This is a genomic window from Elusimicrobiaceae bacterium, from assembly GCA_017520185.1.
Classification (GTDB): domain Bacteria; phylum Elusimicrobiota; class Elusimicrobia; order Elusimicrobiales; family Elusimicrobiaceae; genus Avelusimicrobium.
Window position 1 is genome coordinate 1 of sequence record JAFXGO010000031.1, and the last position, 13,054, is coordinate 13,054.

General features: G+C 40.9%; 15 protein-coding genes. 4 read left to right on the forward strand and 11 right to left on the reverse strand.

From position 1 onward, the window contains the following. Nucleotides 1-1,122: hypothetical protein (locus IKL48_05990; protein MBR3604200.1), on the reverse strand; the 1,122-nt coding region annotated here is incomplete at its 3' end. A 168-nt stretch (nt 1,123-1,290) separates the two neighbouring features. Between IKL48_05990 and IKL48_05995 the strand changes: the two genes are divergently transcribed. Genes IKL48_05995 through IKL48_06005 form a run of 3 tightly spaced genes read left to right on the forward strand, consistent with a single transcriptional unit; the run spans nt 1,291 to nt 4,063 of the window. Then, nucleotides 1,291-1,725, forward strand: coding sequence for a DUF192 domain-containing protein (locus IKL48_05995; GenBank protein MBR3604201.1), 435 nt, complete (start codon nt 1,291-1,293; stop codon nt 1,723-1,725). Continuing rightward, entirely contained in the window at nt 1,722-3,200 is a 1,479-nt protein-coding gene (locus IKL48_06000) for a M20/M25/M40 family metallo-hydrolase (protein MBR3604202.1), read from the forward strand. Before IKL48_05995 ends, IKL48_06000 begins: the two co-directional genes overlap by 4 nt. Continuing rightward, entirely contained in the window at nt 3,197-4,063 is an 867-nt protein-coding gene (locus tag IKL48_06005; protein ID MBR3604203.1) for a VIT1/CCC1 transporter family protein, read from the forward strand. The genes IKL48_06000 and IKL48_06005 overlap by 4 nt, the downstream gene beginning before the upstream one ends. A gap of 55 nt (nt 4,064-4,118) precedes the next feature. Here the strand turns inward: IKL48_06005 and IKL48_06010 are convergent, their stop codons facing one another. Beyond that, entirely contained in the window at nt 4,119-4,949 is an 831-nt protein-coding gene (locus tag IKL48_06010) for a hypothetical protein (protein MBR3604204.1), read from the reverse strand. Nucleotides 4,950-5,020: 71 nt separating this feature from the next. Continuing rightward, nucleotides 5,021-5,848, reverse strand: coding sequence for an exodeoxyribonuclease III (gene xth, locus IKL48_06015; GenBank protein MBR3604205.1), 828 nt, complete (start codon nt 5,846-5,848; stop codon nt 5,021-5,023). A gap of 13 nt (nt 5,849-5,861) precedes the next feature. Between xth and metK the strand changes: the two genes are divergently transcribed. Next, nucleotides 5,862-7,022 (forward strand): methionine adenosyltransferase, encoded by a 1,161-nt coding sequence (gene metK / locus IKL48_06020; protein MBR3604206.1) that lies wholly within the window; start codon nt 5,862-5,864, stop codon nt 7,020-7,022. Between the two features lie 165 nt (nt 7,023-7,187). Here the strand turns inward: metK and IKL48_06025 are convergent, their stop codons facing one another. From IKL48_06025 to IKL48_06060, 8 genes are all read right to left on the reverse strand, one after another. Next, nucleotides 7,188-7,847 (reverse strand): hypothetical protein, encoded by a 660-nt coding sequence (locus IKL48_06025; GenBank protein MBR3604207.1) that lies wholly within the window; start codon nt 7,845-7,847, stop codon nt 7,188-7,190. A 58-nt stretch (nt 7,848-7,905) separates the two neighbouring features. Further along, nucleotides 7,906-8,538 carry a hypothetical protein gene (locus tag IKL48_06030; protein MBR3604208.1) on the reverse strand — a complete coding sequence of 211 codons (633 nt, stop codon included), beginning with the start codon at nt 8,536-8,538 and terminating at the stop codon, nt 7,906-7,908. A gap of 161 nt (nt 8,539-8,699) precedes the next feature. Beyond that, a complete protein-coding gene (locus tag IKL48_06035; GenBank protein MBR3604209.1) occupies nt 8,700-9,446 on the reverse strand; it encodes a hypothetical protein in 747 nt (248 codons plus the stop codon). A 9-nt stretch (nt 9,447-9,455) separates the two neighbouring features. Next, a complete protein-coding gene (locus IKL48_06040; GenBank protein MBR3604210.1) occupies nt 9,456-9,743 on the reverse strand; it encodes a DUF192 domain-containing protein in 288 nt (95 codons plus the stop codon). Beyond that, entirely contained in the window at nt 9,724-10,242 is a 519-nt protein-coding gene (locus IKL48_06045; GenBank protein ID MBR3604211.1) for a hypothetical protein, read from the reverse strand. Before IKL48_06045 ends, IKL48_06040 begins: the two co-directional genes overlap by 20 nt. After that, entirely contained in the window at nt 10,242-10,814 is a 573-nt protein-coding gene (gene efp, locus IKL48_06050; protein MBR3604212.1) for an elongation factor P, read from the reverse strand. Before efp ends, IKL48_06045 begins: the two co-directional genes overlap by 1 nt. Before the next feature lie 28 nt (nt 10,815-10,842). After that, complete coding sequence (locus IKL48_06055) at nt 10,843-11,898, reverse strand: aminopeptidase P family protein (protein MBR3604213.1); 1,056 nt, start codon at nt 11,896-11,898, stop codon at nt 10,843-10,845. Between the two features lies 1 nt (nt 11,899). Next, a complete protein-coding gene (locus tag IKL48_06060) occupies nt 11,900-12,955 on the reverse strand; it encodes an aminopeptidase P family protein (GenBank protein ID MBR3604214.1) in 1,056 nt (351 codons plus the stop codon). Nucleotides 12,956-13,054 lie beyond the last annotated feature (99 nt).

The following is a 13,054-nucleotide window of genomic DNA, read 5'->3' on the forward strand; positions in this document are numbered from 1 at the left end:
ACCATCGCCGGGATAGTCCGTATGGATCGTCCCGCGTACACCAAACTGACCATTGGTTTTGCCAAATTCTCCCAAAATTTCATAAGACCCATCCCACGACGTACAAAAGCGAATCGGGTCATTATACCCTTTGCCCGTACCTGCTGAACGAATAATACACAGGCTTTCTCTACCATTAGCGCAACCACTCCCGGAAGAAGAACTGCATCTTGTTTCTTTTCCGCAATAAATATTTCCTCCCACAGAAAAACTGCTGCTTGATACAATACTAGGCGTTAAATTGAAGTTACCGGAAGTGGCCAAAGGGCGGCAGCAATAATCCCTGTCGTTATTGTCTGTTGCATTCTCTCCAGTAATATTTGTGCAAAGATTCTTATATCCAAGAGAACTCAATTCACTTCTTTTAACACATTCGTACAACGGATTGGGGCAGGTTTGGGTATTATAAAAAGAAGCGGAAGACCCCCAGCAAGAATAGGAAGCACACATAAATTGGGATAAGTCAATATTTCCATTAGAAACATTGTTTCCATTGACAATATAGTTATTTTCCATACTCATGTCTATCGTGCGCACAGCCGGGCTCTTTTCCGGATTGCCGATATCGTTGGAAGCGTAATATTTGGCAATTTCAAAGCGTACGTTTTGAATAGGAAAGGCAACAGAGTACGTGGCAGAACCGTTGGGTTTATTGGTACAGTACACATCCATACACAAACCTAAACAGTGGTTAGGATAACTGTTATTTTCTGTCGGAGACGGATACGGCTGGTCATACTCAATCAAAGCAGAGGTTTGCCACGGGTCAGACGTGTTTTTACCGGCTACATTGACGATACCGCCTTTGTAGACCCCATATTTAGGATTATCAGAGGTGTCTTTTATATTTTCTATTTTTGTTAAATTATCTCCCCCCCAATTACAATAAATACTGTTCACATTGGTTGCGGTTGCTGTAATGGAAGAATCATCCAATTTGGCCTTGGGAATATCTGCACTGTCTACATAATACACCCCCATGGAGCGTACTTCGGCCGATTGGGCAAACACATTAGTAGAGAACAAAGACAGAAAAAGAGCAACTAAAACATTTACAAACAAGCGTAAAAAAGATGTTGGCATGAGAGAAACCTCTTAAATAATGAAATAAAAACCCAAGACAGACCTTTTGTAATATAAAAAGGTCTATAAAAATTATATCAAAAAATACAAATTTCGCAAGCAAGTATTTCTCTATACATAAAAAGATTTTTTAAGTTAGTAAAACCTTTTTTTGCTACACTATAAAGTATGAAAAAACTACTGATTGTGATTTCTTTTGCGTTTCTTTTCTGCGGGTGCGATCACTACCGTCACACCTCCGTCATACTTAACAATGGTTTTTCCATTCATGTTCGTATTGCAGATACACCGGAAAAAACGAAAAAAGGACTCATGTTTGTTAAACATTTGCCAGAAAATGAAGGCATGTTATTTTTGATGCCTAACGCAGGACCACATTATTTTTGGATGAAAAACACCTTGATTGACTTAGATATTATTTATATATCACAAGACAAAACCATTACTCAACTTTATGAACGAGTCCCCCGCACATACACTTATACACCGGACCATCAAATTCCTTTCGTCAAAGGAGACGGAATCTATGTATTGGAAGCGGCTGCCGGTACCATTAGCCGTCAAGGATTAAAAACGGGGGATAAGATTAACTTCTCGTTATGAAAAAATTTTTTCTTTTCATCTTCTTTACGCTGATTTGTGTTTTTCCGCTACAAGGACAGGATCTAGATATAGAGCATCTGTATCAAGAAGCGAAAAATCATCTGATCCATTTGTTGGAAATTGATACCTCTAAACCTGAGCCCAATGAAACAGCTGCCGTACGCTATCTATATAAAGAACTTAACAAACACGGTATAGATTGGGACTTTTTATCTCCGCGCAAAGGAGCTGCCAATCTGCTGGCACGCATTAAGGGCTCTGACCCTAAAGCCAAGCCTTTATTATTAATTTCCCATTTAGACACTGCTCCTGCCGGTGATAGTTGGTCCTTTTCTCCATTTAAAGCCACACTCAAAGATGGCAATATATATGGTTTAGGGGCAACCGATGCCAAAAACTATACCGCCATGCATTTGGCCCTCTTAACCCAGATTAAAGATTCCGGCCTTACTCCTAAACGAGATATTATCTTCTTAGCCACTTCCGGAGAAGAATCCGGAAGCGATACGGGCATCAAATGGATTGCCGAAACGCAGTGGAATAAAATTAAAGCCGGTTTTGCCCTGAATGAAGGCGGCGGTATCATTAAAGACAGCCCCGAAGGAAGCCCCATTATATTTGCCGAAGCCGGTACCAAAATGTATATGGATATTAAAATTACAGCCTTCGGCGAAGCGGCCCATTCCTCCGTCCCTGTACAGGAAAATGCCGTTTATCGTTTGTCAGAGGCTTTGGCCAAACTGCCGCAATTTACGCCTCCGGCTAAGTTAATCCCCACGACACAAGAATTTTTTACCCGTATTGCTACACTGCAAAATGAAGATGGCAAAACTACTATACAGTTGCTTTTATCCGGCACAGACGAACAAAAACAAATGGCGGCGGACATCATGGCACAGGATTCTTTTTTTCAAACGCAACTCAGAGACACCATTACCCCTGTTAATATTTCCTCCGGCACAGATACCGGTGCATCTTCAGCTGAGGCATCCGCCATTGTCAACGTACGTCTTTTGCCTGCTACTGATCCCGATGAGTTTGTAAATAATTTACGCGCTTTTTTGGCTTCGGACGATTTTTTAACAGTTGAAATTTTGGAACGCCCACAACTTCCGTTTCCGGAACCGATGGATGGAAATGACGAACTCTTTGCCTCTATTTCCGCTACGGCTCAACGTCTTTGGACAAAAGCCGTACCCGTGCCGGGTATGAGCCCTGCTTCCGGCGACGGAGAATTTTTGCGCCGTTTAGGTGTTATTACCTATGGCATTGGTCCTTCCATGTATGAACAAGCCGAAGGAGGCGCACATACGGCTGATGAATATATATCGGAACAAGATTTTAAGGAGCAAGTACACTTCTTTGCCGGTATTGTTTATGATTTTGCATTAGGTAAAAACATTTTCCCCTCGCAAGAAGAAAACACTCCAGATTTACAAACTATACCTGAAAATACAGAAGAAAATAAATTATGAACAAAGACAAAAAATTATCTTTAATAACATTCCAAAAGAATGAAATGACAGAGAGTGTCATTTACCACCGTTTGGCTTTGCGTGAAAAGAATCCCCAAAACGCACAAGTATTGGAAAAAATATCTCAAGAAGAAGCAAAACACTGCGAAATTATTTCTAAAATTACAGGAAAAGAATGCAATGCTTGCTATATTAAAATTGCTTGGTATTTATTATTAGCGCGTATTTTTGGCATTACTTTTACGGTTAAACTGATGGAAGGAAATGAAGGACACGCCGCTCAAAAATACCGCATGTATGAAGATTTCCCCGCTGTACAAAAATTGGCTGAAGATGAAGACGCTCATGAAGCGGCTCTTATTCATCTTATCAACGAAGAACGGTTAAATTATATGGGATCTGTGGTGCTGGGTTTAAGCGATGCTTTGGTAGAGTTTACCGGTGCATTGGCCGGTTTTACCTTTGCTTTGCAAAACCCAAAACTAGTGGCACTGACAGGTGCCATCACCGGCATTGCTGCTGCATTAAGTATGGGCTCTTCGGAGTATTTGTCCTCCAAAACAGAAAAGGCAGAAGGAAAACACCCTGTTAAGGCTGCCATTTATACGGCAGGGGCCTACATTTTGACGGTAGGATTATTGGTGTTCCCGTACGCCATTTTGGATAATATTTTTGTGGCTCTGGGTCTTATGTTATTTTTGGCCTTAACGGTCATCGCCTCTTTTACTTTTTATTATGCCGTAGCCAAAAGTGAAGATTTTAAGGGCAGATTTTTGGAAATGGCCTGCCTGAGTTTTGGTGTAGCTGCTGTCAGTTTTTTCATCGGATTTTTACTGCAAAAATTCACCGGTATCGAAGCCTAAACACACCTTGCTCATTGCTAAAAAAGCCCTCTCTTTTTAGAGAGGGCTTTTAAATTTAAAAACTAACGCCTATCTTTAAACCATATTCATGTGTATAATTTTTGGGTTCTATCACACCCATAGCCCAACCGGTGCCCGTAATTTCTTTCCAGGCCAAAGAAGAATTTTGAATATGCCAATAACGCCAGAAAGGCTCTACAAAAACACCTACCTTTTCAAATTTCTTCTCTGCTTTTAAACTAACGCGCACACCATAGCCTTCACCCTGATCATTATTGTTGCCTTCCATACCGGATACAGGACCGCTGTACTGCTTGCCTTTTAAGAAATAATCAAATTCCCCGTTAAGGGCAAACTCCCAATCGTTGTTTATATATTTAAGATTAGCTCCGATAGGCAAATACCAATAGGTAGATTCTCTTAAATAACCTGTTTCTCCGGATTCTTCCAAATGGTTGACTAATTTGCGCCAGCCAAACCCAAAATAGGGCCACACTTGCCAATTATCAGCAAAAGAATAAACTGCTCCCATGCGTAAGCCGGCCTCAAAGTAATAATCCTCAATTCCTTTATAGGTAAAAGGGGTCACATTCCCAGTGCCATCTTGTATGCCGCCATAATAATCAGCATCGCCGGTCATATATCTAAAATCTATCGTCGCAAAAGAATGATCATCTCCGGCAAAATCCTGTGACAAAAGCCCCCTAAGTGTATAAGCCGCACTAACCCCATATTTGGGTCTGGCCTTAACAGACATCAGGCCCGGCTCACGATATTTGTAATTAGACATTTCATAAGCCACTTGCAGGCTATGCTTTTTTTCTTCTGCAAACACTTCTGTACAAAGACCGACTAAACAAAACAGAAAAACTAATATTTTTTTCACAATAATTCCTCCCATATATTCCAAAGTATCTATTTATTTAATTTATAAAATTATATATTTTTTATCAAATCTTATAATTTTGCTTCTATCCATATAGGACAATGGTCCGAACCCATTACATCGCTTAACATTCCGGCCCCTTTTAACTTATCTTTTGAAAGAGCATCTATCATAAAGTAATCAATTCTCCAGCCTACGTTTCTTTTGCGCGCACCGGTCTTATAATCCCACCAACTATAATGCCCTCCGTCTTTGTTAAATTGGCGGAAGGTATCTACAAATCCTTCACTAAAAAAACGGTCCAACCAGGCTCTTTCCTCCGGTAAAAAACCGGTATTTTTTTCATTTTCTTTTGGGCGGGCTAAATCTATGGCTTGGTGAGCGGTGTTAACGTCTCCGCACACAATCACCGTTTTACCCGTTTTGAATAATTCTTTGCTCTTTTGCAAAAAACAATCATAAAAGCGGAGTTTAAAATCAATACGTTCCGGCCCCTGACCGCCATTTGGATAATAAATATTGATAAAGAAAAAACTAGGATATTCTAATATCAATGTGCGGCCTTCTTTATCAAATTCTTCATTTCCCAACCCATACCATACTTGCAGCGGCTCTTGTTTGCTATACACTGCCACCCCACTGTAGCCTTTACGTTCTGCTGAGCAAAAATAACTGTGCCAACCGGACGGTGCGCGGAGTGCATCGGAAAGTTGCTCCGGCAAGGCTTTCGTTTCCTGTAAAGCCAGAATATCAGCATGGCATGTATTTAAAAAATCCAAAAATCCTTTTTTTTCTACGGCTCGCAAACCGTTAACATTCCAAGAAATCAGTTTCACGTTTTTAACCCCTAAATTAGTATAATAAGTATTATATAAAAATGATTCTCTACTATGACGCATTCAGGAGTTGCTTATGATTAAACAAGGAAAATGTTATTTCACGTCCGAATCTGTGTCCAAAGGACACCCTGATAAAGTATGTGACCAAATTTCAGACTTAATTTTAGATGAGATTTTGAAAAAAGATAAAACAGCCCGCGTCGCTTGCGAAACGTATATTACGCGTGGTTTAGTGGTAGTGGGTGGTGAAATCACGACCAAAACTTGGGTGGATGTGGAACAGTTGGTCCGCAATCATATCAAGGAAATCGGCTATACGGATGCAAAATACGGTTTTAATGCAGACACTTGTGCCGTAGTCAACGTCATTGGCAAACAATCTCCTGACATCAGTCAAGGGGTAGACGTAGGCGGTGCCGGAGATCAAGGTTTAATGGTAGGTTATGCCGTAGATGAAACCACTGAATATATGCCGCTTACTTTAGTGCTTTCCAATGAAATTTTGAAAAATTTGGAAAAAGCACGCAAAAACAAAACCTTGCCGTACTTAGGCCCCGATGCCAAGAGTCAGGTGACCATTGAGTATGAAGATGGCGAACCTGTACGCATTGATACGGTGGTGGTATCTACCCAACATACCGAAGAAATTTTAGACAAAACCGGCAATAAAATCACCGAACGTTCTAAAAAAGAAATTGAAGCGGTGGCCATTTTACCTGCTATCAAAAAATGGATGGATAAAGACACCAAAATTTTGATTAATCCTACCGGCAAATTTGTCATCGGCGGTCCGCAAAGTGATACCGGTATGACGGGGCGTAAAATTATTGTAGATACATATGGTGGCCGTTGTCCGCACGGTGGCGGTGCCTTCTCCGGCAAAGACCCCACCAAAGTAGACCGTTCTGCTGCCTACATGGCCCGTTATATCGCCAAAAATATCGTAGCGGCTAAATTGGCCCATGAATGTACGGTACAGTTGGCCTATGCCATCGGCAAAGATGAACCGGTGGGTTTCTATGTAGATACGCACGAAACGGGTAAAATCAGTGATCAGAAACTAGCCGAGATTGCGCGTAAAATATTCCCCCTGACTCCTAGAGGAATTATCGAACATTTCAAACTTCGCAATCCCATTTATTTACCTACGGCTGCTTACGGGCATTTTGGACGCAAAGACTTCCCCTGGGAAGCCACCGACAAAGTAAAACTTTTGCAAGCAGCCGCAAAGTAATAAACCCTTGCTTTTAACTAGCAGAGATGTTTTGGCAAAACACCCCCCAGCAAGGCTGGGGGGTTATTTATAAAATCACTCAACCTTACGCATGAGATTTTGTTACTTAGTAGTTATAAAAAATCCCCCCAACAAATTTGGGAGGATTTTATGTATCTTTTCAATCTAATATTGCATTTCCAACGGCAGCCAGTCTCTCGTCTCAAAAGAAACTCTCCAGATATCTATATCACTGTGATATTGCTGCACAAATTCTTTAATAGAAAAATAAAATAGATCCATATAAAACTTGCAAAGTTCCACATAAGAGGCCCAATCTTGCACAGGATGTTGCTGCAACCATTCTTTGGTGTAGCCTAAATGGGAGCGATATTTTTCGTAGCGAGAGTCTGATTCGATCATTAAAACAAAAATAGTATATTTAATGGCTCTTTCATGATCTTCGGGCAAGATTTCATCGTCCGGATAATCCCCCGCTTGTTTGAGCATATGTTCCAAAAATTTGACAAAATATTCTTCTTTGGACATATAAATCATGCCCTTATGTACCAAATTCCACTCTGAGGGATAGTTGGTCTCAAAGTACTGAACCAAACTGGATTGATTATAAATTTCTTCGGCAGCTTTTAAATATTTTTTAAATAAAATCTGCTTTTCCACCGTATCAAGTTGGGTAGGAGGAATCGTCCTTGATTGTAATACAGTAGAAACAGACTGACGGTGAAAGGCACTTTCAAAAGCCGATATTTGCTCAGAAAATTCAGCTGCCTGCGCTCCGCTGATACAAAAACAAGTACATACAAACAAACAATATATCTTTTTCATTTTTTCTCCAATACAAACCCCGCCCTAAACAGGCGGGGTTTATAAAATGCAACTAAAATTAATGAGTCATCATCATCCAAGTGGAATAATTCAAAACATTGTTTAATTCCGCAGGCCCTTGACGCTCAGCCTCTACCAACATTTTCATAGCCTCGTAGAAATAATTCATGGCTTTTTCACAAGCCACCACATATTCACTCCAGTTCTCAACCGGATGTTCTTCCAACCATTCTTTGGTATAACCTAAATAGGGTCTGTAGGCGGCAAATCTTTCTTTTTCATCGCCGTTCATCATCAGCGTGAAAATGGCATAGTCAACAGCACGGTATTCGTCATTGGTCAAAGAGCGACCATTGGAATCTTCATTTTCAAAATAACTTCTAACAGCATTCTCCAAGACTAATACCAAAAAATGTTCTCTGGTTAAACCACAAATTTCCTGGTGGCAACCTTCCAAATTACCGGATTTATTCAGTATTTCCACCCCTTTAATCAGATAATAATTAAAAACCTCTTGCTTTTGAGGATCGGCAAATTTGGTGGGAGGCACGTTCTTTTGCGCATGAGTTGTCTGCGCTTTTACATTCGCACGTTCCACAGCAGACTGCAAAGCCTGCATATCCAAAGCCTGTACAAAAGAGGCCAAACCAAATACAGCACACAACACAAAACCCATCTTCTTTAAATTCATATTCATTCTCCTAATCTATTTACTTCTTCTTTATATTAAACCTGTTTTTGCAAAAATTCACTAGGGTCCTTGGACCTATTTTTTATGTTTTTTAGGCCTATAAAAATCTAGGTCTTTCTTAAAAAAACCGCCCTTTCGGGCGGTTTTCTAAAAGATTTCTGCTAAAACCTAAGTGAGATGGAGGCTTCTGCGCCCAAGCCGTAGTGTGCGTAGTTAGCTGCTAAACTTAAATCCAAATAAGAAGGAAGTTTAAAATTCAGCCCCGCCGTTGCACGGGCGGTAGCGGCATATTCGGTTTCACCGGCCAGTTCCGGTGCCATGACCGATTGGTTGATATGTAAATTTGTATAATCCACACCACCGCCGATATAAGGGACAAAATATTTAAATTTCATAGACATAACCAAGCTGGCATTGTAGTGCGTAGCGGAAAAATCACGCGCGCTGGCACTATGCGCAGACAACACCAACATCGGCTGAAAAGACCCCAACATTTCATTCGGACGCGTAATACCCCAGCGCAAACCGCCGCCGGCAATCGTCATTCCTTGATAACTGCTGGCACGAATAAAACCATCTAAACGAAACGGCATACCGATATCGGCTTGAAGCCAAGGGTAATACACTTCCCCCACTTCTTCACGTTCCCCCAATGCCGTATGCGTCGTTTCATTTTTCCCTTTACTCATTTTAAAAATCATGCTTGCACGCGGGCCGATTTGAAACCCACCCCAACCTAACACACGACCGGTGGTATAGGTGCCAGAACCCATCAGCCCCCCTAAATCTTTGGCAAAAGCACGCACGTTATCGGCAGATACGTTGGCGGCAAAATCATCCCAAATATTTCGCGCCTGTACAGGGACGCACAATGCAAACAAAAAAGCAAAAATCAATAATTTTTTCATGGTTTTCTCCTATTTAAAATCAACCAAATGGCCCTCTTTTACTCGGCCTTTTAAAGTACCGGCGGGCAGCTCTAAGGTTTGTACTGCATGGCGAACAATCGGGCTGATGCGCCACGGTTTCATATTTTCTATCACATACAATACGGTCCCGTCTTCTGCTAAAAACAAAACATCAATGGCAAACTTCATAAAACAAGTATGAATCTGTGGGCAAGGGGCCAACAACATCGCTGTTGCCTGCGGCATAGAATTGCGGAACATCAGCCCTTTTAGACGTTTAAAAAACGTATTGGCCATTTCCACATTTTCCGCTATTACCCATGTATTTTCCACCACACACTTCATAAGTTTTTTCTGCCAATTCCTTTAAATAAATTTCTACTTGTTTTTGAAGTTTCTTGTCTTTAAAAATAATTTCTTTAGGTGTTTTTATCAAAAATCCTTTTTTATTTTTAAACACAAGAAACGTCAAAGCAATCTCACCGTTAAAATCCACATCCGCAATCAGCATCCCCTCTTGCGTAAATGCTTTACGATAGTCCACCGTTTCAAATGTAATAGCAGGCACCTGATACTGACAATCTTTCTCACAGTCTAACAAAAAACGGTACACTTTTTGAGATAAAATTTTTACGTTTTTGTATTTTCCTTGTGCCAGAGGCATCTTTAGCACGTCATTTTCATATTTCACATCTTCTACATCAAAAAAACGTCCATACGAAAAAGTAAAGGCGCATGCCGCATTGGCCGCCAACAGACATATCCATATAACAAGCACACGCCTTAACAAAAACATTATTTGGGTTCTACTACACGTTCCACATAAGCACCGGTGCGAGTATCTACCAAAATCTTATCTCCTTCATTGATAAACAAAGGCACTTTGATTTCGGCACCCGTTTCCAATGTGGCCATTTTGGTCATATTGGCTACGGTATCGCCTTTTACACCCGGAACGGTGGAAGCAATGGTCAAGGGAACTTTAATCGGCAATTCCATATTCAAGAGTTCGTCATTGATATAGATACCGGTCAATTCCATATTATCTTTCAAATATTTCTTTTGATCTTCAAGTTTGGCTATGGGCACAGAAACCTGCTCATAGTTTTCACTATTCATAAAAACAGCCATATCACCCTCATCATACAAATAGGTGAACGGGCGTTTTTCAACTTCCACTTCTTTAAATTTATCTTCAGGTCTGTAAGACGTTTCAATCAAAGAACCTGTATGAATATTACGCAATTTCACACGAACAACAGCGCGTGCTTGGCTTTTGCGGTGATGTTGGAACTCAATGATTTCAACGATTTGTCCGTTTTCATCTTCGAAAATCAGACCATCGTGAAACTGGGTTGTGTTAATCATAGTTTGTACCTCTTTGCGGGTTTCCCCGTTATTTTTGTGTCAAATTTTTAGATCCGGTTTTTGTCACCAGATAACTATCTTCCAAGCGGACTCCGTATTTTCCGTCCAAATAAATGCCCGGCTCTACGGTAATCACAAAATTTTCTTCTATTTCTCCAACGGTATTGCTTCTTTCAATCGGAGACTCATGCACCTCCAGCCCAATACCATGACCGGTGCTGTGAATAAAATATTTTCCGTATCCGCTGTCTTCAATGACGGCGCGGGCGGCTTTGTCTATTTCCGCCACCGGCAAACCGGCCTTCAGCATACCAACGGCGGCCTCTTTTGCCATAGATACAATATGCCAAATTTTATGATATTCGGCAGGCTCTTTATCACCATGCCACCAGCTGCGTGTCATATCGGAACAATAGCCTTTGTAATAACAACCGAAATCCATCAAAATAGCATCATTTTTTTTCAGTTTTCTTTTGGCAGAAGGCTCATGATGAGGATCGGCACAGTTTTCACCAAAACAGACAATGTTAAAAGCAACGCTATCGGCTCCGCGTTTGAGCATCGCCATCGCAATCAAGACTCTTACGTCTTCTTCGCTCATACCCGTTTTAATCTGAGGTTTTACTTCCTCAAAAGCCTGTGCGGCTATTTGACAGGTTTTTTTCATCAAACGGATTTCGTCTTCATATTTGGCTTTGCGCATTTCAGCCACAACTCCCTCCATGCGCATCAAGCCGGCTTGAGCCAATTTTTCACCACGCACAAAGTCGATACTTTGTGGGTCAAAAGCCAAGTGGGTTAATTTCAACTTAAGTGCCAATTCTAACGCTGCCGCCAACATATCTCCGCTGACGTCTTGCAAAGAAATAAAATCTTTAACAGATTGCATTTTGGGCAAAATCATCGTTTTGGTTAAACAATATGCTTTACGCTGAGTGAACAGGAAAACGGCTTCTCCGTCCATCAACTCTATACCCGTAAAATAGCGCATTTCCAAAGCAGATACACAGACGTAGCCTTGCACATCTGCATTTTTTAATACTTTTTGAAAATCTTTAACGCGCTGCTTTGCTAAATTTTCCATATTATTCACAAGTTAAAATTTCAGATCCGGTCTTCGTCAATACGATGGTATCTTCCAAACGAACACCAAACTTTCCGGGTAAATAAATACCCGGCTCAATGGTAAGAACATGCCCCTCTTGCAATACGGTTTGGCTGGTTTGGTCATTATTGGGTTCTTCATGAATCTCAAGCCCTACTCCGTGTCCTAAACGATGGGTAAAATATTCTCCATAACCGGCAGCCTCAATAATATCTCTGGCGGCGGCATCTACTTGTTGAGTAATGGCACCCGGCACCTCAGCTTCTATGCCGGCACGACGAGCCTGATCTACGATATTCCAAATTTTCGTATATTCTTCCGGCTCATGGTCTCCATGCCACCAACAACGCGTAATGTCGGAGCAGTACCCCTCATACACGCAACCGTAATCAATCAAAACAGCTTCATTATCTTGCAATTTTCTGTCGGAAGCAACATGATGCGGATTGGCCGTATTTTCCCCAAAGGCAACAATAGAGTTAAACGAAGGAGAAGATGCCCCTTGCATACGCATAAATTTTTCTATTTCGGCCGCTAATTCCACCTCAGACATACCCGTTTTAACCAAAGGGCGAATGTATTGATACGTATGAAAAGCAATTCTGTTGCTTTCTCTTAAAGAAGCAATCTCTTGCTCATCTTTGACTTGACGCAACTGAGAGATATATCCCTCATATTCCACAAAACCGGCCTGTTTAAACAAGCAGCCCACTTTGTATTTTTCTTTTTCTCCATCAAAACCGACTTTCGTTAAACCGAGACGAGCCGCCTCAGCCACAGCAGCAACGGGCATACCTTTATCCACGCCTTCACAGCGCATAAAAGGAATTCTTTGCTTTAAAGTTTCTACGTATAATTGACGGGTGAAACAAACCAATTCTTTATCACTCAACAAAACTACGGCTTCACCTGGAGAAAACACAAAATTTAATAAATAAAATTGATCAATACTATCGGTGATTACCAATCCATCAAAACCATCTTTTTTCATTAACTGCTTCAATACGTCTATTTTCTTTACAATTCTTTGTTGCATAATACTATTTTCCTCTTACTAACTTCATATACACTATTATGATATCACTTTTCTCCTTCTCTGGGCAATGGATTTATCCTTATTTTATTTCTTTTAGAC